General features: G+C 46.2%; 30 protein-coding genes and 2 pseudogenes. 4 read left to right on the plus strand and 28 right to left on the minus strand.

Annotation, left to right across the window (positions count from 1 at the left end; all coding sequences use genetic code 11):
- Positions 1 to 65: 65 nt before the first annotated feature.
- From MTP41_RS02840 to MTP41_RS02855, 4 genes are all read right to left on the minus strand, one after another.
- Positions 66 to 914, minus strand: a complete 849-nt coding sequence (locus tag MTP41_RS02840) for a MerR family transcriptional regulator (RefSeq protein WP_025544158.1) — start codon at positions 912 to 914, stop codon at positions 66 to 68.
- 345 nt (positions 915 to 1,259) lie between these two features.
- Complete coding sequence (locus MTP41_RS02845; RefSeq protein WP_249236152.1) at positions 1,260 to 1,556, minus strand: DUF3847 domain-containing protein; 297 nt, start codon at positions 1,554 to 1,556, stop codon at positions 1,260 to 1,262.
- Positions 1,549 to 1,890 (minus strand): DeoR family transcriptional regulator, encoded by a 342-nt coding sequence (locus MTP41_RS02850; protein ID WP_005924748.1) that lies wholly within the window; start codon positions 1,888 to 1,890, stop codon positions 1,549 to 1,551. The genes MTP41_RS02845 and MTP41_RS02850 overlap by 8 nt, the downstream gene beginning before the upstream one ends.
- Positions 1,887 to 2,075: a hypothetical protein gene (locus MTP41_RS02855; RefSeq protein ID WP_117536679.1), complete on the minus strand. Its 189-nt coding sequence runs from the start codon at positions 2,073 to 2,075 to the stop codon at positions 1,887 to 1,889. Before MTP41_RS02855 ends, MTP41_RS02850 begins: the two co-directional genes overlap by 4 nt.
- Before the next feature lie 483 nt (positions 2,076 to 2,558).
- Here MTP41_RS02855 and MTP41_RS02860 point away from each other — a divergent pair, with 483 nt between their 5' ends.
- Positions 2,559 to 3,365, plus strand: a complete 807-nt coding sequence (locus tag MTP41_RS02860) for a helix-turn-helix domain-containing protein (RefSeq protein ID WP_005924756.1) — start codon at positions 2,559 to 2,561, stop codon at positions 3,363 to 3,365.
- Between the two features lie 61 nt (positions 3,366 to 3,426).
- On the opposite strand, the gene MTP41_RS02865 is transcribed toward MTP41_RS02860, so the two are convergent.
- The 10 genes and pseudogenes from MTP41_RS02865 to MTP41_RS02910 all read right to left on the minus strand — a co-directional run bounded on the left by MTP41_RS02865 (position 3,427) and on the right by MTP41_RS02910 (position 9,190).
- Complete coding sequence (locus MTP41_RS02865; RefSeq protein ID WP_005927687.1) at positions 3,427 to 4,389, minus strand: DUF3658 domain-containing protein; 963 nt, start codon at positions 4,387 to 4,389, stop codon at positions 3,427 to 3,429.
- Positions 4,390 to 4,418: 29 nt separating this feature from the next.
- Entirely contained in the window at positions 4,419 to 4,796 is a 378-nt protein-coding gene (locus MTP41_RS02870; protein ID WP_005927690.1) for a TnpV protein, read from the minus strand.
- On the minus strand, positions 4,756 to 5,118 hold the full coding sequence (locus MTP41_RS02875; protein WP_022742028.1) for a helix-turn-helix domain-containing protein: 363 nt from the start codon (positions 5,116 to 5,118) through the stop codon (positions 4,756 to 4,758). The genes MTP41_RS02870 and MTP41_RS02875 overlap by 41 nt, the downstream gene beginning before the upstream one ends.
- Positions 5,119 to 5,191: 73 nt before the next feature.
- A pseudogene (locus MTP41_RS02880) lies at positions 5,192 to 5,344 on the minus strand (Maff2 family mobile element protein); the annotation flags it as partial.
- A 131-nt stretch (positions 5,345 to 5,475) separates the two neighbouring features.
- A pseudogene (locus MTP41_RS02885) lies at positions 5,476 to 6,303 on the minus strand (VirD4-like conjugal transfer protein, CD1115 family); the annotation flags it as partial.
- Between the two features lie 84 nt (positions 6,304 to 6,387).
- The gene (locus MTP41_RS02890) at positions 6,388 to 6,753 is read right to left on the minus strand and encodes a hypothetical protein (RefSeq protein ID WP_014080225.1); all 366 of its coding nucleotides are present in this window, start codon (positions 6,751 to 6,753) and stop codon (positions 6,388 to 6,390) included.
- 77 nt (positions 6,754 to 6,830) lie between these two features.
- Complete coding sequence (locus MTP41_RS02895) at positions 6,831 to 7,004, minus strand: transposon-encoded TnpW family protein (protein ID WP_015521917.1); 174 nt, start codon at positions 7,002 to 7,004, stop codon at positions 6,831 to 6,833.
- Between the two features lie 64 nt (positions 7,005 to 7,068).
- On the minus strand, positions 7,069 to 7,932 hold the full coding sequence (locus MTP41_RS02900) for an ATP-binding protein (protein WP_005933545.1): 864 nt from the start codon (positions 7,930 to 7,932) through the stop codon (positions 7,069 to 7,071).
- Positions 7,929 to 8,678 (minus strand): phage replisome organizer N-terminal domain-containing protein, encoded by a 750-nt coding sequence (locus MTP41_RS02905; protein ID WP_005933547.1) that lies wholly within the window; start codon positions 8,676 to 8,678, stop codon positions 7,929 to 7,931. Before MTP41_RS02905 ends, MTP41_RS02900 begins: the two co-directional genes overlap by 4 nt.
- 113 nt (positions 8,679 to 8,791) lie before the next feature.
- The gene (locus MTP41_RS02910) at positions 8,792 to 9,190 is read right to left on the minus strand and encodes a cysteine-rich VLP domain-containing protein (RefSeq protein WP_005933550.1); all 399 of its coding nucleotides are present in this window, start codon (positions 9,188 to 9,190) and stop codon (positions 8,792 to 8,794) included.
- Positions 9,191 to 9,316: 126 nt separating this feature from the next.
- On the opposite strand from MTP41_RS02910, the gene MTP41_RS02915 reads away from it, so the two are divergent.
- Both MTP41_RS02915 and MTP41_RS02920 read left to right on the plus strand, forming a co-directional pair.
- Positions 9,317 to 9,595, plus strand: a complete 279-nt coding sequence (locus MTP41_RS02915) for a type II toxin-antitoxin system RelB/DinJ family antitoxin (RefSeq protein WP_005924829.1) — start codon at positions 9,317 to 9,319, stop codon at positions 9,593 to 9,595.
- Complete coding sequence (locus MTP41_RS02920; protein ID WP_002596328.1) at positions 9,592 to 9,882, plus strand: type II toxin-antitoxin system YafQ family toxin; 291 nt, start codon at positions 9,592 to 9,594, stop codon at positions 9,880 to 9,882. Before MTP41_RS02915 ends, MTP41_RS02920 begins: the two co-directional genes overlap by 4 nt.
- 107 nt (positions 9,883 to 9,989) lie before the next feature.
- Here the strand turns inward: MTP41_RS02920 and mobQ are convergent, their stop codons facing one another.
- From mobQ to MTP41_RS02975, 11 genes are all read right to left on the minus strand, one after another.
- Entirely contained in the window at positions 9,990 to 11,435 is a 1,446-nt protein-coding gene (gene mobQ, locus MTP41_RS02925) for a MobQ family relaxase (RefSeq protein WP_249236154.1), read from the minus strand.
- A 187-nt stretch (positions 11,436 to 11,622) separates the two neighbouring features.
- Positions 11,623 to 11,913, minus strand: coding sequence for a DUF3847 domain-containing protein (locus MTP41_RS02930; protein WP_055214737.1), 291 nt, complete (start codon positions 11,911 to 11,913; stop codon positions 11,623 to 11,625).
- 28 nt (positions 11,914 to 11,941) lie between these two features.
- A complete protein-coding gene (locus MTP41_RS02935) occupies positions 11,942 to 12,403 on the minus strand; it encodes an RNA polymerase sigma factor (protein WP_009296689.1) in 462 nt (153 codons plus the stop codon).
- 10 nt (positions 12,404 to 12,413) lie between these two features.
- A complete protein-coding gene (locus MTP41_RS02940; protein ID WP_055214735.1) occupies positions 12,414 to 12,866 on the minus strand; it encodes a hypothetical protein in 453 nt (150 codons plus the stop codon).
- A gap of 103 nt (positions 12,867 to 12,969) precedes the next feature.
- Entirely contained in the window at positions 12,970 to 13,383 is a 414-nt protein-coding gene (locus MTP41_RS02945) for an RNA polymerase sigma factor (protein WP_055214733.1), read from the minus strand.
- An 841-nt stretch (positions 13,384 to 14,224) separates the two neighbouring features.
- Entirely contained in the window at positions 14,225 to 14,599 is a 375-nt protein-coding gene (locus tag MTP41_RS02950) for a hypothetical protein (protein ID WP_055214731.1), read from the minus strand.
- A 54-nt stretch (positions 14,600 to 14,653) separates the two neighbouring features.
- Positions 14,654 to 17,170, minus strand: coding sequence for an ABC transporter permease (locus MTP41_RS02955; protein ID WP_055214729.1), 2,517 nt, complete (start codon positions 17,168 to 17,170; stop codon positions 14,654 to 14,656).
- On the minus strand, positions 17,170 to 17,850 hold the full coding sequence (locus MTP41_RS02960) for an ABC transporter ATP-binding protein (RefSeq protein WP_055214727.1): 681 nt from the start codon (positions 17,848 to 17,850) through the stop codon (positions 17,170 to 17,172). Before MTP41_RS02960 ends, MTP41_RS02955 begins: the two co-directional genes overlap by 1 nt.
- 116 nt (positions 17,851 to 17,966) lie before the next feature.
- Positions 17,967 to 18,974: a sensor histidine kinase gene (locus tag MTP41_RS02965; RefSeq protein WP_055214725.1), complete on the minus strand. Its 1,008-nt coding sequence runs from the start codon at positions 18,972 to 18,974 to the stop codon at positions 17,967 to 17,969.
- Between the two features lies 1 nt (position 18,975).
- Positions 18,976 to 19,647 carry a response regulator transcription factor gene (locus tag MTP41_RS02970; protein ID WP_055214723.1) on the minus strand — a complete coding sequence of 224 codons (672 nt, stop codon included), beginning with the start codon at positions 19,645 to 19,647 and terminating at the stop codon, positions 18,976 to 18,978.
- Entirely contained in the window at positions 19,625 to 19,828 is a 204-nt protein-coding gene (locus MTP41_RS02975) for a helix-turn-helix domain-containing protein (protein WP_055214721.1), read from the minus strand. Before MTP41_RS02975 ends, MTP41_RS02970 begins: the two co-directional genes overlap by 23 nt.
- 144 nt (positions 19,829 to 19,972) lie before the next feature.
- Between MTP41_RS02975 and MTP41_RS02980 the strand changes: the two genes are divergently transcribed.
- A complete protein-coding gene (locus MTP41_RS02980) occupies positions 19,973 to 20,341 on the plus strand; it encodes a helix-turn-helix transcriptional regulator (RefSeq protein WP_055214719.1) in 369 nt (122 codons plus the stop codon).
- Positions 20,342 to 20,368: 27 nt separating this feature from the next.
- Here MTP41_RS02980 and MTP41_RS02985 read toward each other — a convergent pair whose 3' ends face one another.
- The 3 genes from MTP41_RS02985 to MTP41_RS02995 are packed head-to-tail and all read right to left on the minus strand — an operon-like array spanning position 20,369 to position 22,945.
- A complete protein-coding gene (locus MTP41_RS02985) occupies positions 20,369 to 20,668 on the minus strand; it encodes a hypothetical protein (protein WP_005933668.1) in 300 nt (99 codons plus the stop codon).
- A 16-nt stretch (positions 20,669 to 20,684) separates the two neighbouring features.
- A complete protein-coding gene (locus MTP41_RS02990; protein ID WP_035394338.1) occupies positions 20,685 to 21,038 on the minus strand; it encodes a TnpV protein in 354 nt (117 codons plus the stop codon).
- 26 nt (positions 21,039 to 21,064) lie between these two features.
- Complete coding sequence (locus MTP41_RS02995; protein WP_005933672.1) at positions 21,065 to 22,945, minus strand: recombinase family protein; 1,881 nt, start codon at positions 22,943 to 22,945, stop codon at positions 21,065 to 21,067.
- Positions 22,946 to 22,947: the final 2 nt, after the last annotated feature.

Raw genomic sequence — 22,947 nt, forward strand, 5'->3', positions numbered from 1 at the left:
ACCTTTTTCAGATTTCCTGCTTGGTGTGCCGCTGGGGGCGGCGGGTATTTAGTTAAAATTCAAGATTACTTAACTTTATAATAGTTTTCTATTGCCTGTGCAAAGAAATCAGAAGCCCCTTCACCGTATTTTTCGTCTATCATTGGTTTGATTTGTTCATTGCGGTAATACTGCGTCTGTGCCATCATAAAGCCTTTTTCTTCTTTTATCTGGGCAAGCTGTTTCATAACAAAGCCATATTCTCCAACAAGCTCTTTTACTTCAAAAGAATCTATGTCACAATTCTGTTTTGCAATCAGTTTTTGCAAAATCGCTTCTATCCGTTTGTTATAGCTTTCTGCAACTTCTTTGCTGACGGGAGTTCGGGCAACAGACAGAAACTTGTCCTTTCCACCATACCATTCAACTACCTTTGCATAGCCTTTCTGCATTTCTTCCGAAGATACGACTTCCATATAATGCTTTTTCCATTGTTCAATGCTACCAAATTCTTTAATTGCAATGTTTCTCATATTCTCCGGCATATGCTCAAGCATGGTTTGGAACATTTCTTCTACTTCTGTTTTGGTAAAAATTGTAAAATCCATTTTGTTCTCTCCTTTCAGAATGTCATCAATGCTGGCAATCAGACGTTCCATTCGTTCTTTCTTTGTTACCAACATTTTTCGCTGTACTTGTAGAATCTGATTTCTTTCAAGAGCCGGATTGTCCAAAACAGCTTTGATTTCTTTCAAGGAGATATCAAACTCACGGAAAAATAAAATCTGTTGTAATGTTTCCAGTGCCTTATCGTCATAAAGCCGGTATCCCGCATCACTTTTTTCTGTTGGCTTTAACAACCCGATTTCATCATAATAGTGAAGCGTGCGAACGCTGATACCTGTTAAATCTGATATTTCTTTTACTGTCCTCATAGCTGCTGACCTCCTGTTCCTGATAAGGTAACTTTAATCTATGACGTTCCGTGAGAGTCAATAGGCATTTTCATTTTTTAGTATAACATTTTTCATTTCTTCTCAAAAGACAGAAAACTGATTCTGTAAAACTTGTCGGCTGGGAACAGCTTGCAACGCAAGGTGTCCCCAGATGGCAAGTCCACAAAAGGGTAGCTGGCGAAAGCCAGCGCAGGGGAAGTGTAGCGTCCCCTGTTTGATTTGGAGCAGTCCGTGGCTGCGGAAAATCACAGCCCTCCGGCGAGGAGCCTTCGGAGAACGCAATGCACCAACCTTTGGGTGGTGTATAATTGCGCCCTTAGTAAACTAAGGGGTTTCCAGCTTCTCCCGTTCCAGCAGTTTTTTCAATAGTTCCTGCGTGTCCTGCCTGTGAAAAATGAGTTTCAACAGCAGCATGACATCATCATCTGTCAGGCGTTCCGGCTCTTGCTGAAAACTTTCCAGCATACCGCCACGAGTACAGAGCCGATGCGTCCGTTCCTTTCGGGTAAGCTGCTTCAACTGGTGCTGCAATGCCTTTTCATCATTGATGGCTTTCCGCAGTTTCTTTTCGCTTTTTTCCAACTCCCGGTTGAGCTTTTCCAGTTTTGAGGTATCAGGCAAGGGCAGCGTCCTCCTTTCCCGGTATCAGCACATAAATCCTGTTTGGTTCTCCAATGCCCTGACGCACCCGCATGATAAGTCCGGCGGTTTCCAGTTCATTCAGAGAACGCTTGACCGTCATGGGGCTGCGGGACAGGACTGCGGCAATGGCTGTGATGGGGAAGCAGACAAACAGGATTCCGTTCTCGTCCTCCTTCCCTTTGGATAGCATAGCGTCCAGCATCCGGCAGTACATGACCTTTGCGGTGCTGCTGACTGGAAATCCTGTCAACGCTCTGGGAAATGGCATACAGGGCGGTAATGGTGTGTCTATCGTCATAAATTCAAAATTCATTCGGTGTGTTCCTCCTTTTTCTTTGCTCGTTTGGATAAATAACAGGGGCAGTCAATCACAACCGCCCGGAAGCTCTGCTTGCACCCATGCTGGCATTTCCGGCATAATTCGTTGTAAGTGACACGCCCCCGGTCATTGAGGTAAAAGGAAAGCTCATGCTTCCTCTTTTTGCTCATTCTCGGCATATTGTGTTTCCTCCCGTTTTAGTGTATGGTCTCGGGGCGATTTTCGGCAAAATTACAGCCATAGAGCCGCTTAAAATCTCCCGAAGTATCAGCGATAGGGTAGACTATCCCCCTATCAGATTGTCGTGTTTCGGTATCATTTCGGTGTCAGTTCGCCAGTTCTCCCCGGTGTCGTTCCTCCCCTGAATCTCACAGCGGCGTATCGCTCCCTTTGGTACGCTCGTTTCGGTCAGGGTTCCTCCATATCCCTGCCAAAATTCATGGCGCTACATCGCCGGGGAAGCATATCCCACACAGGCTGGTCATTCGATTGGAATAATCCATCGATGAACTACCTGTATCATAGAACATTTTTGTGCCCTGTGCCGTATGTCCACAAAGTAGGAATTAAGGGTAAAAATCAGAAATTTCCACGATTACGGAAAGTGTGATATAATCCAGATAAGCGGCAGCAATGAAACCGTTGGAAAGGAGCGTGTGCCCATGAAAGGAGCAACAAGCATACAGGAACGCCTTTGGGAACTCCGCAAGGACAAAGGCTTAAATCTGGAAGAACTATCAAAACTAACGGGTATTTCTAAATCAGCCCTTGGCAGTTATGAAAAAGAAGATTTTAAGGAAATCAATCATGGCAACCTTATCACGCTGGCAGACTTCTATGGGGTTTCCGTCGATTATCTGCTGTGCCGGACAGAGAACAGGGAGCAGATCAACACGCCACTGACGGAGCTGCATTTGAACGATGAAATGGTTGCACTTCTGAAAAGCGGACGGATCAACAACCGTCTGCTCTGCGAACTTGCCACCCATAAGGACTTTATCAAGTTTCTTGCGGACATTGAGATTTATGTGGATGGGATTGCCACCATGCAGATTCAAAACCTCAACACCCTTGTCGATACTGTCCGGCATGAAATCATAGAACGGTATCGCCCTGGCGAAGATGACCCACATTTGAAAGTGCTGCAAGCCGCCCATATCAGTGATGATGAATATTTCAGCCACATGGTTCTGGATGACCTAAACCTGATTATCCGGGATATTCGGGAAACCCATAAAAAGGATAGTGAGAGTGCGCCCCAGACCACTGTTGCCAATGAACTGAAAGAAAATCTGGAAGCGGTCGAAAATTTCAAGGGCAGCCGTTTGGAAAAACTGGCAGTGCTTTACTGCAAGCAGCTCGGTATCAACTATAAAAATCTGTCAGATGAAGAATTTCGCTGGCTTATTCGGATTCTCCAAAAATCAAAGAAAACGGGAACGCCTATCAACCAGAGGAAAAAACGGTAAAGGAAAACCGCTGTTGCATGGTTTGTTGGATTCCATGTAGCAGCGGTTTGTGCTGTGGTTATTACTTCATTCGTTTTCTTAATATTCGGCGATAATTTGTTTCTCCCTTTGGTGCGTCCTGTATAATTTCCAACACACCATCTTCAAGCATTTTATCAATGCGATTGGAAATCCATACATCACTAATTCCAAGTTGATATTTTCCTAAAACATTACCTATGACAATAGCCATTTTGAATTGCTCTGGCTGTTCCGCAATTTCACGAAGAATGAAACTATCATATATATCTTCTGAAACGCTTTGCAATTTACCATTTAACATTGCACGCAAAGGTGCATTTTCATTTTGAAGTTGATTCCATTTCATAGCACAAGCTGAAAGAAATACAGGATTAGCTTTCTCTTGTAGAGTTATATAGTTTCCCCATTCGCCAGGAGAGACCTCGCCCCATGCTATTTTGGATGTCATAGTATTTTCTTTTCCATATTCCCATGTAGGTAACTTAACCAAATAAATTGTTGTCTGGCAGTTTAAGGGTTGAAGTTGTTTCATAAGCCAATACATACCACAAAGCTCATCTGGATTATAGCTATACCAAATGCGAATTTCTTCCCCAGCTACATATCGTTCAATCACTGAGGTCAATGTAGTTTTAATTTTCTGTATTTTTTCTTCAACCTGATAATCTAAATCCTCTACAAAGCAGACAGACAGCATTTTCTTGAAAACATTTTTCCGCTGTTCGCCAATTCCATTATCAGAAATATCTCCCACACTAAGAGCCATATCAAAACAATAAACATCACAGCTCTTGCCTCCCAATGGAATAGCATTCTCCCAAGCAATGCGTTCTTGTTCCTGTGCTTGAAGCTGTGCTTTTTTCATTTCATCTGAAGATGGAACACTCCCGTCTTCATGCCTCATAAATATTGAAACAGCACTTCCTCTATACTTTCCCTTGCCGTAAGTTTGGGCAATTTTCAAACTTCCACAGGCACTTTCACCAAATACAATTTCAATCATCTTATATACCTCCGATTTAATTGCTCCCGTTATGAATAAATCATCTCATGCAAAACAATTTCTTCTGCCCGGTTATGAATGTTATTGCAACGCTGCACCCATTCCATTTGGTGGGTACGCTTCAATTCCTCGGTTACGCCCTCGGCAGTTTTCATCTGCTCCATGATGGTGTCTAACCGTTCCTGTGCCTGTTCGTTCAGGTCTGCAAGATATGTCCACAATTCCCCGGTCAGTATCAATGTATTCAATCTGGCTGGGTGGACTTCCCTTAAATATTCCCGGTGCATCCGTCCGTACTTTCCGATAGGGCGGTGTTCCTCCGGCAGTTTCAAGTCCGGGATGTAATAATCTCCGACAAGGATATAATCAATTCCGTTTTCCGTTATTCTTGGTTTCAATTCGCTCATGTTCCTTACCTCCTGTGGAAGCAGGCTCGTCTGGTACTAACTCAATCACATCGGTAATCTCACAATTCAGCGTTTCGCAGATACGGGCTAATGTATCCATGCTGATGTGCTTTCCCTCTTTGCTCATGTTGGCAATCATATTTGTTGTCATACCAGCGGCAAGCCTTAAATCCTCTTTTCTCATATCACGCTCTAACAGTGTGTGCCAGAGTGGTTTATAGCTGATGTGCATATTGTTTTCCTGCCTTTCTATCCATACCACCGGGGCGGCTGCCCCGGCAGGAACTTTTCTCTTATTATAGCACCAATCTTGTGAAATCACAATTTATTCTTGTAGCCTGCCGCTGATACCGTCTGGATTGTGCTCTTCCTTTCGTTTTTTGTTCCAACTAATTAGCCATGAACTGCTTCATGCCCTGGCTTTTGGCGCCGGGGTTGTCGTTGCCGTAGCCTTCCATGAGGTTGACAACACCCCACACCGCGAGACCGGCACCGAGGGCGATAACGAGCGTCTGAAGAACCGTGACAGCCTGATTGATGAAAGCCATAGATTTTCCTCCTTGATTTGAAAAAGATTGGTTGTGTATTTTTGAAAATGGGCATAAAAAAAGAAGCCCCGTCGCTGTTCTGCTTTGGGAGCCATCAGGCTTTACCCACTGCGCAGTGCAGCGACGGGGCTTTAATCCGCTTCGACCTCGCCCATGTCATAGAGGTCGAATGTGTCATCGGGCTTGACTACCAGCTTGTGCTGCCGGTATTTCTCAATGTCAAAGGCGTTCCGCTTATCATAGTCGGAGAGCTGCCGGTATTTGGGATGCTTCGTAATGTCGTATTTGTTACTGAGAAAAGGTCTCACGCCTCGAAGCTGCAAAATACACTTTGCTCCGTCCATGACGGCGATCTCATCCTGAGACATCAGTTCCTTGCCGGTCTTCTGATAATTCAAGCCGTAGGAATTGTTGTTGGAACGGGTTTCTGAGGTGTTGTAAAGGTCGATTGTCTCCTTGCCCAGCACCTCGCTGATTTCCTTGAGGGTCGATTTTTCCTTGCCGCCGAGGAAAAGTGTGCAGTCGCAGTTGCCTGTGATGGTGTCAGCCGCATCCTTGTAGATGGTCTTGAGCTGAGACTGGGACTGCAAGATGATTGACGCCGAGATTTCCCGGCTGCGGATGGTGGCGATGAGCTTATCAAACTTGGGGATTTGACCGATGTTCGCAAACTCATCCAGCAGACAGCGCACATGAACGGGAAGCCGTCCGTTGTAAACGTCATCTGCCTTGTCGCAGAGAAGGTTGAAGAGCTGGGAATACATGATCGCCACAACGAAATTGAAGGTATCATCGGTATCGGAAATGATGACGAACAGCGCCGTCTTTCGGTCTCCGATGGTGTCCAGCTCCATCTCATCGTAGCTCATCAGCTCCCGCAGCTCTGCGATGTCGAAGGGCGCAAGCCTTGCACCGCAGGAAATCAGGATCGACTTCGCGGTTTTGCCAGAGACAAATTGTCAAGGACTTTTTAATCAAATTCACAGAAAACTCACAAAAGGTGCCAGAAGCACTGTATGGCTCCTGACACCTCATTTAACAGATTACATTTTTCCGTTCAGCAGGTCTTTGCAGAGATACGCATAGTCTGGCAGCTGGTTGATATATGGCTCCCAGAGCCGCTTGATTTCGGCTAACTCCAGCGGGTCGGCTGCTTCCAGTGCATGATCGTTGCCAGTCATATATAAAACATCCGTAGCAACATCATCCAAACACTTGCCGCAGAGATCGGCGGCAGATTCTATCCTGATACCGGTATCCACATAGACTGGATTTACGCCAATCGTCAGCCAGACATAGCCCACCTTGTCCGACCAGAGCAATTCAAAATCAGGGCTTTGCCGCAGATGTTCCGCAAAGACTTCCTTTACTCGCTCAATTTCATGTTTCTCTTTTTCTGTGTAAAGCATTTTCATGTCCTCCTTGACAAAAATTTTGGTGCGTACCATCATCAGTTTAGCACAAGGCGGCTTAGTTTATCAGTCTGTCACATCTGCTGAATTTCATTTTTGAGCATACGCTTGATTTTATCGCTCATGGTTTCTGTGCTGGTATTGCTGAAATGGACATGAACCTTGTAGGTCGTCTTGCCGATTTTCTTTACCATCGCTGGCGTGTTTTCCGGCGCTCTGGCCGCAGCAGCGGCGTCTGCCATCTGCATAGTACGGGGTTCTTTGTTCATAGCGCTCCTTTCTCCGAACGGGTCTGTGCCGCCCGGTAAAAAATCAATCGTGCTTACTGTTTACAATGTCTTTTGCTGCCTGTCGGGTGACACCGGCATTTTCTTCCCGGAAATTCTTCCCGTCAAAGAGGATCGGCGCACACCGTTCCAAAATACGGTCATAGATACGGGCGTGGGCCAGATCAGGCGGATTTTTCAGCTCGGACAGTTTCAAGTTTGTTGTGATAATCATGGGTCTTCGGCTGCGATAGCGGCTGTCGATGACGAAAAACATCTGCTCCATAGCATATTCGGTACTGCGCTCTACACCCAGATCGTCAATGATAAGCAGGTCATATTCGTCAAAGCTGGCAATAAACTCTGACCTGTCCTCAGAGAACATCCCTGTCAGGCGGTTCAGAATGGTGGGGAAGTTCGTCATCAGCACCGGCACATCCTGGTCAAGTAGAGCGTTGGCAATACATCCGGCGAAAAAAGACTTGCCGGTTCCCACATCTCCAAACAGTAAAAGCCCGATATTGCTCTTATATGCCTCTTTCCAGTTCTCCACATAGGCATGAGCCTTGTCCATCAATGGGTTTTGCCTGTTATCATTGGAAAATGTGTAGTCGTACAGATAACGGTCTTGCAGGCCCTGTGCCTTTCGGCGTTTGATACGCTCCATGCGGCGCTGCCGTTCTTCAGCAGCCTTGCGCTGCTCCTCAGCCTCCCGCTGGCACTGGCAGATGCAGTGCGGCATAAAGTAGCCGGATTTCCCGAAGCATGGCACAACGGTCTGCCTCTGGCCGCCGCATTTCTTACAGTGAATGAGCCCGTCTGACGGGTCTATATACTCGTCCTCAGCCAATTCCACACCGGCAGCTGCCTTGTCGATGAATGCCCGGATTTCTGCGGTAATCTCAATCATACAGTTTCATCCTCCTTTACGCTGTAATCCCGGTTGCGTGAGGGTGTGACCGTTTTTTTAGCGTCCTCACCGGCCCAACGCCGGATGGTCGCTGCATGGCTCTGATAACGCTTGCCAGTAGAAGCCATGTACTCGGACAGCTTTTCGATGTACTGTTCCCATACAGCAGGAAAGCTGACCTGCAAGTCTGCCAGTTCTTCATCCGTCAGGAAAACATTCTGGTAACGGCCATAGGTGTGGGAAGGGTGCCCCGTTTCAGGGCGTACCTTCTCTATCTCTCTCTTTATCTCTATCTCTTTCTCTAACTCTATCTCTATCTCTGGTGGACGAATGTCGGACAAATGTCCGCCACTTGTCCGGAGCGCAGAAAGAGCCTTATTTTGAAGCCTTGCAGCCCGCTTTCGCTCGGCCTCGGTAGAGGACTGGCCTATTAAAAGTTCGATGTTGCTCATGTAGAATGTGCCGCTGTCCAGCACTTCCACAAGACCCAGCTTCAAAAAGATCTGCAAGGCTCTCTCCACAGTGCCGATCTGCTGGCGGGTAATGGTAGCGATCATCTGCGCTGTGTAAGGGATGTCCTCGTCAAGCTGGAGCCGCCCGCCATGTTTCAGCGATTTCAGGTACAGCTTGAGCAGAATGTTGGAATACAGCACACCGTCCTGCATACTTTCCAGCAGCACGATGGAATCATCATCAAAATAGTTTTCTTTGAGTTTCAGGTAATAATATTTTCGATTGTCTGACATAGGGTTCCTCCTTAGGGTTTCTCTTGGGATTCTGTACGCATTTTAAGGCTATTTTAGGGGTCAGAGGATAAATCTATCAGACTGCCTTTGACACCCTCAAAAAAAGCCTTGATTTACAAGGGTTTTTCAGCCCCTAAAGCGTGACATTTCTCCCGTTGTTTCCGCTTGCGCTTTGCGGCGTTAATCCGCTTCATGCGTGCGGCACATTCCGGGCAGTATTTAGCCCGGTTAGAACCGGGGGTAAACAGCGCCCCGCATACGGCGCATTTCTTAGCATTCAGCCGGTGGAACAGCGCCGTTTCCAGTTCCTTATCCTGCGGCAATACCGCCGCCCGAAACCACCTGCACAACAGGGAGTAGGAAATGGACTGGACACAGATACATTCCTCCCCATCGTCCAGGGCGATACAGTTTCCGGCAATGTAGTTGCAGCACTCATGCACCAGTTTCCGCGCTCTGCGGTACTGGCGGTAATCCATGACAGGGATAGGTTCAGTCTTGTTGTTCTTCATAAATGATTTCTTTCATAAAGCAGGTAACCTCCTTGAATGAATTTATTGTTAAATATTCGTGCAAAGTATTGTTTTCTTCGTGCAAATGGCATATACTATAATTGCCAGCAGAAAGGGGTTGATCGTATGGCTGGAAATACCACAAACATCAGTATCCGCATGGACGCAGATTTGAAAGCGCAGGCGGACGCACTGTTTACGGAACTTGGCATGAACCTGACTACGGCGTTTAACATCTTTGTGCGCCAGTCGCTTCGTGAAGGCGGCATTCCCTTTGAAGTAAGGCTGGAACAGCCGAACAAAGAAACGGTTGCTGCCATGCTGGAAGCGGAAAGGATTGCAAAAGACCCGTCTGTAAAGGGCTACAATGACCTTGACGAGTTATTTGCTGACCTGAAAAGATGAAAGAAACCAAATATACCGTCAAGTACACGACCAGTTTCAAAAAGGACTACAAACGAGCCATCAAGCGTGGCTTGAAGATTGAGCTGCTGGAGCAGGTCGTAGCATTGCTGGCAATGGGCGAACCGCTGCCGGATAAGAACCGTGACCATGACCTGTCCGGCGATTGGGCAGGTCATCGGGAATGTCATATTCTCCCGGACTGGCTGCTTGTCTATCGCATAGAGGATGATGTTCTGGTGCTGACGCTGGCCCGCACCGGCACACACAGCGACTTGTTCGGCAAATAAACAGTCTGCCGCCGTATGGGGAAACCTGTACGACGGTTTTTCTGTATGCAAAAGTATGTCGTGAAACGCGACGCACTTGACAGGGGTACGCCAAAACGCGGTAGCCTTTACCGCTCCGGCCCACGGTCGTGAGACTTGTCCCTTTCCTGTCGGGACAGCTGCTCGGCGGTTTTGCGGAGCCGTTCCACTGCTTTCAACTCCTCCCGCATGGATTTCATGGCAAGCGTGTCCGTCTGCTTTCCGGCGGCCAGCTGGTCGATTTCCCGCTGCCATGCCTTCGGGGTGATCCCCTCGCCGCTGTCTTTCAGTTCTTTCAGATACCGGTCTGCTGCATCATACAGGATCAGTTCCCGGCTGTGGCGCTGCTCAAACTGTTCCCGTTTTTCCGGTTTTACTTTGGCAAGCTGCTTGTGGATGGACTTGTACTGGTTGTACTGTTCCCACATCTCCCCGCGTTCGGTAAGAATGGCGATCCGGCGCTCAGCCTTGACGATCTTTCCCCGCAGGTCATAGTAGCGGGTGTTCATATCTGCTATTTTTTCATGGAGCTGCTGCATGGACTGGATGCCGTTTGCCTGCAAAAAGCTGAACAGGGCGGCGCTCTCCTGCAAAGCTCGGATTTTGCCGGTGCGGGTGCGGGTAGCGTTCAACTGCTGCTGGGCTTCCCACAAGGCGATCAAGTTGCTTTGCTGCGTTTGTGGTTTTTCCGCTTCGTCTTTCGACCAGAGATAAAGACGGGTAATGCGGGCTTTGATTTCTTTCAGCAGCTTGTTGTCGGCGGCGATCTGCCGGTTTACTTCGCCCTTGTCGGTGCGGATACCGCGCTTTTCCATTTGGCTGGCAGCTGGCCCCAGATGGACAGAGGGAATTTTATCAATGCCCTGCCGCTTGTAGCTGCGGTGGTCAATGCGCTCCGGTCTACCGGCAGATTCCAGCGCCCGGTTGGTGTAGGCTGCCCATGCCGCCCGCCAAATCTCCACATTCCCTTTGTCGTTCCAGTCGGTGGTGTCCTCCCGGTGGTTCTTCCAGCCGCCTTTCCCATCCGGGATACGCTGTCCGTTCTCGTCCAGATCGTATGCCTTACGGCACTTTGCGCCCCACTGTCCATTTTCTTTCAGAGGCCGGACGGTCAGCATGATATGAGCATGGGGGTTGCCGGTTCCCTTGTCATGGATGGCAAAGTCGGCGCACATCCCCTTGTCCACAAAGTTGTCCTTCACATAGGACCGGACAAGGGCAAGCTGCTGTTCTATGGACAGTTCGCGGGGCAGAGCTGCCTCAATCTCGCGGGCAAGCTGGCTGTCCCTTGCTTTCTCGATTTGCTCCACGCTGTTCCAGAGGATAGATCGGTCTGCAAATTCCGGCGGGGCGTGGGCAGGCAGCATGATCTCCACATGGACAATGCCGCCTTTCCGGGTGTAATCATGGGTCAGGCCGTCCCATTCATTCGTCAGTTTGGTTCCGCTTCGGTAGGCGGCTGCGGCAACAGCGGAACGGCCCGCGCTGCGCTTGATAATACTGACGGGGATATGACAGAAATCTATGGGGAACACCTCCTTTCAGTGAGGGGATAACAGGCTCTGTGGAGCCGGACAAACGCAAAGCGGGTGTTTGGCTGCGCAGAGCGCACAAGGGGTTTGGGGAGTGTAGCGCCCCATCGCGGACGAAGTACGCAACAGCCCCCGGCAGGGCGCACGACACCGGCAACGGTGTATAAGTGCGCCCTTGTAAACAAGGGACTTACGGCTTGTCCCCGGATTTCGGCAGTTTTGCGGCCAGTTCTGCCGCCCCCGGAAGATGGGACAGGGCAATCAGGAACGCTTTGACCTCCGCGCCGGAAAGGTCGGGAGCCAGCGGGAAAATCCCCTCCAAAACGGCTCCGCGCTCAATCAGGCGGCGGGTGCGAACCCTGCGTTCTTCGTTCCGCTGCTTGTTCTCCAAAATCTTCTTTCGGTTTTTAAGCTGCCGGATCTCATTCAGGACTTTCTCCCGTTCTTCTTTTTGGGGGTGGGCTGTAATTTTTTCGTTCATGTCAGGCACCTCTTTTCTTTGAAAATACTCATAGATTGACCGTCCATTTCTGACGCGCAAAGTACCGGCGCAGCCTCCGCAGTGCGGCATGGATGGATTTTCCCGCCTGTGATGGCGTGATACCCTCCATTGCGGCAATATCTTTCACTTTCATACCCAGCATATAGCGGGCGTGAACACGGCGAGCCTGCATAGGCGGCAGGGAGGAAATGGCTTCATACAATCGCCGTATCAGTTCTTCGTATTCGGCTAATTCTTCTTTTTCTATCAAGTAGTCCTCAGGCGATGGCTGCGCCCAGCCGATTGCAGCATTTTCGATTCCATCGTTACAATCGAGGGAATAAAACGCCTTATACCGGAACATCTTGCGATCTCTGGCGGCCTCGGCTCTCTTGTCCAGAAGAAACGCTTCGACGATCTCATCGGACACCTCCACAAAAATGTCCTCTTTGCAAAATGGATAATATTGTTTGAGATTGATGGTCTGCATAGGCATGCCCTCACTCTGTTTGGAAAAGGTCATCATAGCAGCGGCGCATATTCCGCAGACCTCGACGGATGGCAACGCTGACCTTGCTGCTGTGGATGCCCTCTCTCCGGGAGATTTCCGGCTGCTTGATACCAGCAATGTAGTAGGCGTGAACACGGCGGGCCTGTGTCGGAGTGGCATGAGCCAGAGCCACCGGCAGAGCTGCAATCAGGTATAGGCGGGTGGTCATTTCTTCTCGTTCCAGCAAAATATCTTCCGGCGATCTGCTGTGTTCCAGTGCGTAATTTTCCAGCCAGCTGTATGCGTCCAGAGAGTAGTAGGCGCGGTGGTAGACTTTCCGACGCTCATAGTTCTCCATCTCCCGCTTGGCCTGATACATCGCTGCCCACACCTCGTCCGTAACATCCACAAACTCGTCATGCCGGTAGTAGGGATACATCCACCGCAGATTGATTGTTTTCATAGGCTTACCTCCTGAAAATCGGAGAGGCGGACAGCTCGTCCGCTGTCCGCCCCTCGCTGAGATAAGGGAAATGATCCCTTTCACTTGGTAGCCAGAAAACAGGTCATTCGTTAAGCCTGTTCTCAAAGAAATTTATAAATTTTTTTCTGACCGCCTCCACACTTTGATAAACAGCCACTTTGGAGCAGCCGCACAGCACACCGATCTCTGCAAGGCTCAGCCCGTCAAGCGCATAGAGCAGGAACCGGCGGCGCTGGGCCTCGGTACAGGTGTCCAGAACAGCCATCAGCTCATGCAGCGTTTCCATGCGGCAAAGGTATTCCTCCGGCGTTTCGCTGCAGACCCCTACACCCTCGGTGGTAATGATGTACTCGTCAAACTCCCGGCCATCCCAATGCCGCCGCTGTTCATGGAACAGGTTCTCCGTTTTATGATCGGCCCGGTCAAGAAATTCATAGACTTCCAGCGTGACCTCCACGGCAACAGCTTGTCCGTTATAATTGATGGTAACTTCCATCTACCTTTCCTCCATTCAGATTTTTTGGGTAAATCTGAATAAGGCGGCGGGGAGCGGCACCGAGGATAAAGTTCGGGCCATGTTGACCCGATGTTCCGGCTCCATAGGGACAAAAAAACGCCCGAACGGCATAATGCCATACGAGCGTCATGGAATACTTTTTGTTGTTTACTTACATGGTATAGTACATACTTCTGACCGCATTGCTCCGCTGCTGGGAACAGGCTTTTTTTAGCTGGTGCAGTTCATGTGTACTGTGAAAAAAGGCAAAAATAGACACGGCGGCAATCCTCCTATGTGCCGCCGTGGATTTACACGGTGTTAGGTCGTCGTTGGTTTAGGATAGACGAAAAGAAACGGCGGCTCTGAAAATCAAAGCCGCCGTTTCAAATGGGCGTGTCAAATTGTCTGCTCTACGACGGCTTTTTTCTTTTGCCGTCGTCCGGCAGAGTATTAGAAATATTGTGTTTGTTTTATTTTCTTGTCCATCCCTTTCAAAATGAGCGATGATAAAGTATCACTCACCTGAATAATGGCTCAATCACAAGGTCTTTGCCGAAAGCCAGCGTATAGCATATTTCCAGCTACTTCTTTAGCTCACAATATAACTGTATGAGTGCCTGAGCCTTTGCCAGAAACTTCTCTGTCAAATACAGCTCTCAAATGTATGCGTGTGCGCCTTGCCGAAATACCCACATGTGCTCCGCATGACAAAATTGGGAAGCCAGAATCAGAATAGGCGTTGCCTTGGATTTTCGGATGGTAACTGAAAGCTGGTGAGAGTCCTGCTTTCCGATATGTACTATGATGCTACATACTTAAATTGATTTACGCGCTGTTACTATTTTTGCAACACTAAATATACCTGACCTGCAAAGTAGATTATCAATTGATTTTCATCAACATCAACACAAAACTCCGCACTGATGTCATCCTGTGTTACACAGATAGTATCTGTGTAACTGAAATGATAAGAAGCATTACCATGATATAAACCTGCTTCAGGAATGTCATTGTACAGTATTAGAGTGTCACTGTCTTGAACTGTAATTACATTTTCTGAATTGCTGTTTTTCCATGTGCCGATAATATTTTTTTCGTTTTGAGAAAGTTTAATTTTCTTGGCGCATACTACAACCAGAACAATCAAAATAACAGCCAAAAATAATATCATAAATACTTTCAACTTGCCATGAGTAATATGTTTTTTGTTCATTTCATTTCTTTCCTTTCATTTTACGAGATGTGCCTAATTCCCGATTGTCTTGAACTACATGCTCCCAGTTTTCAATTCTTTCACAATTTCAACCTTTTCAATACTTCGCAAAGAAAACAGCATTGCCGTTACTACTACAAGTGCAACCATAATAACAGCGATTCCGTATGCTCCCCAATTGATATAAAACACAAATGGGGTCATTCCTTTCGAAATCATGGAATACATGACATAATGAATGATTAAGCTGATCGGTATTGCAAATATCAGCGACTTCATGCCATATAATACAGATTCCAAAAGTAACATTTTCTTTAAATCACCAGATGTCATGCCAACAGATCGCAATACTGCAAACTCACTTCTACGGACATCTATGGTATTTGAAATCGTATTGCATACATTTAGTCCAATAATCATTGTCATTAAGACCGTGAAGATGCAAACCATCATTTTGAGAAGCATATATGTCTGGCGGGAATTTTCCGTTGTACTTGCCACATCAACCACTTGAAAAAATCCCGTATCCGCTAAACACTCCGCAACTTCTTCGTGCTGTGCTGTGTTAATGGTAAGTTCAATAGCGGTATCATCATTCAGCAGCCACTGAAAAAAAGACATTGGAACAATCAAGACAGCTCTATCTTGAACAAATTGTGATTGAATACTCGCATTATTTCCATTCACAATATCTTGAACAATGACCGTTTTATTTGTATCGTCGCCGTATTCCAGTTCGATTTTACACCCATTTTCAAGCACAAACGGAGAACCAACTACAACACGATTTGGAGACGTACCATAATTCCCAGTTGCATGATTGAATAGTATTCCGTGATTTGGCTTGCCATCATATCCTGTATAATTCAAATCATTTTCTTTACAAATAGCGCGAAAATGTTCTTCATCAATACCCACAACATATAATTCTGCAAAGTTGCCATTTATAAAGTATCCCGCCATATCTGAATTGATATTTTCTTCCTCAAATGCAGCTGTCATGTATCGGGAAATACGATAGGATATGTCTGCTGAAATACCCTCATCAGAAATTGCTTTCGCAGCAGTTGCTAAATCTTTATACGGAACAGCAGCTTGAACATCTGTATAACTTGAACCATCTTCTTTCATATCCATAGATGTTTGAAAAAGCATAAAATCCGAAAAACTATACAAGGATAACCCAAGAACCACAGCTAAAAAAATAGAAAGCGTTATCGCACGAAAGCGTTTCGGATTCCGATGGATATTTTTTGAAGCCAACGATCCGTAGATTCCAAAAAATATTGACATTAGTTTTCCATGTGTTATCCATTTTTGCTTTACTTGATAAATGTTGGTTTGCTTCAATGTATCGATTACTGTAACTTTTGAAGCGATTTTTCCCGGAGTTTTACAAGCAAAAAACAAAGAACCAATACCTGAAATTGCTCCCAGGAGAAAAGGGAGCCAATAAATATATGTTTTTAGCTCAATCATTCCAAAAGTAAAAGTGTCTTTAAAGGAAATCCGTATCATTGCCAGAACAACAACCGTTAAACCCAAACCAAATAACAGGCCCAATGGAATACCAATTATGCCAAGTAGAAAGGCTTCTATGGTAACGCTGGCTTTCTTCTGTTTACTTGTTGCACCGATACTCGCAAGCATACCAAGCTGCTTAATACGTTCCTGCAGAGAAATCGAAAGGACATTGCTAATCATGGCAGAGCAAGCAGCCATTAGCAATAGAATAACTACAGCAACAGCCGCAATCATCTTTACAGCTCCCTTACCCGCAGTCACACCATGATAAATGAGCAAATCAGAATGGAATGCTGACACAATACCACCAACTGCTTTTGCATTTTCTTCCGCTTCGGCGTATATAGACTTAGAAATATCCTTGCACTTTACAAATGCCGATAAATTAGTTTCATTATTGCTAATTCCGATATAAGCGTTAAAGTCACTGGCTACTTTAGACCCATTCATTTCAGATACAATACCAACAATGGTATATGTCCGCTCCGCAGTATCTGGATGAAAACTTTCCCTATCACCCAGATAATTTACTAATCCATATAACTCTGTGTCGATTTCGTCCCACACTCGCGTACCAAGTAAAAGTTGTATCGTATCCCCAACAGAGAATGTAAGCCCATTATCGTCAATAAAATCTTGCGTTAAGACAATTTCATTTTCATTGAACGGGTAACGGCCTTCCAGTAAATATTGTTCCAGATAAAAATTTTCGACAAATGCATCGTTGATTTCTGCAATGGCAAGCAAATTTTTATTAGATGGTTCTCCGTAAAAACTACTTCCAGCGAAACGTAGCAACGACACATTCTCTATATTCTTTCCTTGCATAAGAGTTTCCGCTTGCTGCTGCGAGGTGAGTTCAATACGATACGCATAATCTCCACCGTATACGGCTTCTTTCTCTTGCAAAAAGCGAAGCATGGACCAGCCGCCACACAAGACAGCAGTCATCATACCTACCGAAAGAATGATCGTGAAAATCGTAAGAAATGCACGCTTTTTGTTTTGTTGCAGTGTCCTTAATGTAAGGGTAAATATTGTTTCCATCAGCGAATCACCTCATCCCTGACAAGCTGACCATCCTGTATTTCCAAAATCCGATCTGCTTGTAAAGCGATTTCCCGGTCATGGGTAATCAGGACAATCGTTTGATGATAGGATTTATTAGAAGCTTTCAAAAGTTGCATGATTTCTTGTGTGTTTTGTGTATCCAGGTTTCCCGTAGGTTCATCAGCTAAGAGAATTGCAGGAGCGTTAATAAGCGCACGACCAATGGACACACGTTGTTGCTGCCCACCTGAAAGCTGACTTGGCAAATGCTTTCTACGCTTTGTTAAGCCAAGTACCTCTAACAATTCTGCTAAACGCTTCTTATTTATTTTTCGCCCATCCAGCCTAATAGGCAGGGTAATATTTTCCTCTACATTCAAGACCGGAATCAAGTTATAGAACTGGTAAATCAGTCCTACTTGGCGTCTGCGAAACACGGCAAGTTGATCTTCCGTTTGTTCATACACACTTTGACCATCTACAATTACTTCGCCTGATGTGGGACGATCAATACCGCCGAGAATATGGAGCAAAGTGGATTTACCAGAGCCAGATGCGCCAATTATTGCAACAAATTCTCCTTTTTGCACTGAAAATGAAATATCGGTCAAGGCATTCACTGTGGTTTCACCTGTGTGGTATGTTTTGCAAACATTTTCAACTCTTAATATTTCCATTGTTGTTTCCTCCTGCTGAAAGTAATTCCGTACAATGATGAAATCATAGCAAATTTAAATAACTCTATTATTACGCTTTCATTACAAAAATGTCACTTTGCAAAAAAGGGATTGCATTATGCAACCCCTCTGTCAAAGAAAATTGTAAATTTTGCCCCACATGGCATTATGTTTTCAGCGATAATCCTTCCGTTCTGCTGCGTGATAATTGCTTTTGCTAAGGCCAAGCCAATCCCTGCCCCGTTTTTGCCGGAGTTCTTACCTCGATAGAAACGCTCAAATAAGTGTGGAATATCTTCCTCCGCTATGCCTGTTCCGCTATCGATAACACACAATTTCACATACATGGCATTTTCTTCAGCGCTGATTTTTACTTGTCCTCCATCGGGAGTAGATTCAATACAATTTTTTACAACATTAGACAAAGCTTCTGCAAGCCACTTGATATCCCCGTATAGTTGAATTTCCTCTATATCTGAAATATCCATTTTAATATTTTTAATATCCAGCATGATATCAAATGGCGCTGTTGCCTGCTGGACTAATTTTTCCACAGGAAAGGACTTATTTTCGAATTTGATTGTCCCTGCATCAAGACGCGACAGCTTTAATAAAACGTCAATCAGCCATTCCATACGTGACAACAGTAATAACTGTTCATGCAATAGTGAAGATTGCTGTTCGAAATCAATACCTTCTTGTGAAAGCGCAGCATTCAATATTTCAAGAGAAGTCAGCGGTGTCTTTAATTGGTGGGAAATATCCGCCAAAGAATCCGCTAAATATTTTTTATCTTTTTGCAGCTGTCCCGATTGCACTAAAAGCCGTAATGTCATTTTTGAAATCTCATTTTCCAGAACAGCTAACTCTCCCTCACCATAATCGTCAAAACGAATACTTTCTTCACCATGTAATAGTCTATCAATATCCTGACTTAAAGAAGAAATCTTCATATAGCGGCGATATGTGAATATAAGGGAAATAGCGGTGATGGCGCAGCCAGTTAAAAATGTAACCCAATAGAACTTCATGCAAAAGAAATAGCTTAAAACACTCCCAATCACCGTCACACCAATACAGAGCATTATTTGCAATCGAACTTCCTTGTTTCGTAAAAAATCCATGTTATTCACCAGCCTTATACCCAAGCCCGCGAACAGTCAAAAGAATTTCCGGCTCTTGTGGATTTGTTTCAATTTTATCTCGCAATCTTTTCATATAGACAGTCAATGTGTTGTCACTAATAAAATCACCTGTAACATCCCAAATCATTTCAAGTAGTTTTTTCCTTGAAAATACAACACCCGGATTCTGCAAAAACACCAACAGCAAACGGTATTCTAATGCCGAAAGGAATAGCTCTGTATTTCCTTTTCGGACAACCGCCTTTTGAACATCAACTGTAATATCTTTACAAGACAGAAATTCACTTTTTCCATTTTTTCTGCGCAACACAGTGTTGATTCTTGCCAATAATTCTCTTGGGCGGAACGGCTTGCAAATATAATCATCTGCACCCAATTCCAGACCGCTAACAACACTAAATTCATCATCATCTGCGGTCAGAAAGATAATGGGAATGTCTTTTTGGCTCTTAATTGCTGAGCAAGTGCTAAAACCATTTCCATCATTCAACGAAATATCTAAAAGGATAATGTCGTATTGTTCCTGAGCTATTTTCTGTAAAGCAGTTTGTTGTCCATTTGCACTGTCAACCAGATAGCCTTCATTTTTCATAAATAAAGTAAGGGAGGACACTATATTGGGGTCATCTTCAACCAGCAGTATTTTTTTCATGCTTATCTCCCTTTCTTCTTTTTGTCCGACCATCAATCGGCTTTTCCGCAGTTTTCGGAATCAGCCAAATCGTCGCCATTTTTACAGCACCGGGGATGCGACCCGCAGTGCAGTAATAGTTTATCCATCGTGGGGTCACGCCCCATTTTTCGGCGGCCTCTTTTAGTGTCATATAATCCATTCTGCACCTCCACAGAGTACATTATAGTTCTCTTTCTCGAACAATGCAACAAATAGAATATGAATTATAAACTTCAACTAACCTTCATATAGCAACATTCCGCGGGCAAAGTATGAATTATACAATGTAACCGGGTGATGTTATATGGCGAAAGTTGAAGATTGTCCCGGTTTTGAAACCTTCGGTGCGGATGTCAAAGCCGCACGAGAGGCAAAGCGTCTGGCACGAAAAACATTGGCAGAAATGGTTGGGATTGAATGGCGGTATCTTGCCAACATTGAGAATCAAGGTGCGATTCCGAGCCTGCCTGTGATGATCCAGTTGATTAAGGTCTGCGGACTTCCCGTAGAGCGATATTTTAACCCGGAGATCATGCGGGAAGAAAGCGCACAGCGGCAGCGGGTCAGCCATAAGCTGAAGCTTTGCCCTGAAGAATACCTGCCGATTATCGAAGGTGCCATAGACGGGGCGCTCAAAATGGAACAGACTGCGAAGCAGAAGGAGGACGCATAATCGCGGCCTCCTTCTGGCGTTTCTATATCAAGTTTCCCGGCACTTTTCCCAAAGTTCCCGGCACCTCTGCTGGATTTCTCCGGTTTCTGTCACAGTCAGATCGCGGTCATTTCCGGTAATCTTATCTTCCAGAAAGTTGGCGTATGTATCCAGCAAGGCGTTTCGCAAATCCTCCGGAGTTTTCTGTATTTCGGCGCTGTACCAGTCATTCCGGTGAGGTTCCCATGCCATCAATGTATAACCGTGGCTGGTCTGCACCACCTCATACAGAGGATCATCATCCAGATATGCCTGAAACACTTCCAGAACCTTTTCAAAGGTCAGCATTTCCCACACCTCCCATTCAACTGCAAATCAGTTCCCTGATTAAAATTTCCTCAATCTGTGCCGTTAATGTGTTCATCAGTCCTACCCAGCGCATAGGATCACAGGCTTTCAGTTCCTCAGTGACACCCGCAGCCTCCATCATGTGAGGCAACATGGTGTCCACGCGCTCCTGCGCTGTCCAATCAATCTCTAACAGGTGCGGATACAGTTTCTCGCTCATCAGCAGTTGGTTGTAGAGAATAGGACGGTGTTCCTTCAGGTAGGACTTTCGCATCCTGCCGTACTTGCCGATAGAAGTTTCCGGCTGTTCAGAAAGTTTTAGGTTGGGTATATCATAATCTCCACAACGAATGTAAGTCAACTTACTCATATTCATGCTCCTTTGCTCCGTGATGATTAGACTGCTGCGCTGGCTGCTATGCTGCCTTTGCGCGGTTCTTCTTTTGGTAGCTGCCCGATAGTAGAAAAAACACCTTTTTTCATATCCTCAGCCCGGATCAGGGCTTTCTTAGCGTCCATTTCCGCTTTTTTCTTCGCCTTGATTTTGTCCTCATACCGTTTCTGTGCGCCGCTGGCTTTCCGCTTCAAATAGTTCTGATGGAGCCTGTCCTTGCGTTCTTCTCTTTTCCGCAATTCTTCCTGTTCCTCTGGGGTTAAAGGAACCGGCTGTAAGGATGGTGGAATATAGCGTCCTAAAAAATTAAAGTAGATTTCAATTTCCTGCGTGGTATCCTGACTGCCTTTTCGGGAGCGTTCATGGACAAGGATTTTCTCTACAAACTCGTTGAGCATGGTATTTGTCAGCGTGTCAAAATTCTCGTACTTATCAATCAGGGCTATAAATTTCTCTGCTGATTTCTGGCTCTGCTCATAGCCGGTAACAGCCTTTTCCAACTCCGCAATTTCAATCTCAAGTGCGTCCTGCTCTTTGGCATACTGTGCATCAAGCGCCTTATATCGTGTATCCGGCAGCTTGCCGAGGGCGTTATCCTCATAGATTTTGCAAATCAGTTTTTCCAGTTCTCCGGCTCTCTTTTGGGCAGTAGCCAGATGCCTGCGCTTTTTCGATATATCGGCACTCTGTTGAGCAACCTGCGTCTCCTGAACAGTGTGAATAAATTCCGTCCGGTCATTTCTCGAATATTCAGCGATAGCCCGGAGTGTGTCGGAAACCAATGTCAGAACAGCACTCTCATTGATACGGTGTTGTGTAAGGCATAGTGTCCCACACGGAACTTTGGTATAATTGGAACAGGTATATTGAGAAATCCGCTTGCCATTGTTGGTGCGGTGGACATACATCTTGCCGCCACAATCGGCACAATAGAGTAAGCCTGTGAGGGGAGCTGCTTCGCCCCAGCCGTTTGGATAACGCCGTACATTGCTGCGGATTTTCTGCACCAGATCAAAGGTCTGCTGGTCGATAATGGCTTCATGGGTATTCTCAAAGATCGTCCACTCGTCCTCAGAAACATAGTGGCTTTTCTTGTCCTTAAAGTGCTTGCGGGTCTTGAAATTGATGGTGTGCCCCAAATACTCTCGTTTTTTCAAAATGTTCACGATGGTAGATGATCCCCATCCATAGGGGTCTTTGACCGGCTTTGAACGGTTCACACCCTCGTTGAAGCGGGCAAGGTGTACGACGGGAATTTCAATCCGATCTGCGGATAATTTGCAGGCAATCTGATAAGGCCCATATCCCTCCAGCGTGAGGGAGAAGATACGGCGTACCACTTCGGCGGCTTCCTCATCTACCAGCCAATGCTCCCGTTTTTCGTCCCATAAGTAGCCGTAAATCACAGTGCCGGTCAGGTGCTTGCCGCTCATACCTTTTGCCTTAAACACAGAACGGATTTTCCTGCTGGTATCACGGGCGTAAAATTCATTCATGATGTTGCGGAATGGGGTAAAATCGTCATCGCCTTTCAGACTGTCCACACCGTCGTTGATGGCGATCAGACGAACACCGCGTTGCCGCAAAACCTCCATGACCTGACCGACCTTCAGATAGTCGCGCCCCAACCGGCTCATGTCCTTGATGACGATTGCCTCTACACGCCCTGCCTCCACTTCCTCCATCATCGCCAAAAATCCGGGGCGGTCAAAACGGGTGCCTGAGATACCATCATCTGTAAAGTGCGTAGGGTTTGGCAGCCCATTCCGGCGGGCAAAATCCTCTAACATCTGTTTTTGGTTGGATATGGAATTGCTCTCGCCCTGTAACTCGTCGTCCCGGCTCAGGCGCTCGTACAGTGGGGTAATTTTTTCATTTCTCATGG

Source organism: Faecalibacterium sp. I4-3-84, assembly GCF_023347255.1.
GTDB lineage: Bacteria > Bacillota > Clostridia > Oscillospirales > Ruminococcaceae > Faecalibacterium > Faecalibacterium taiwanense.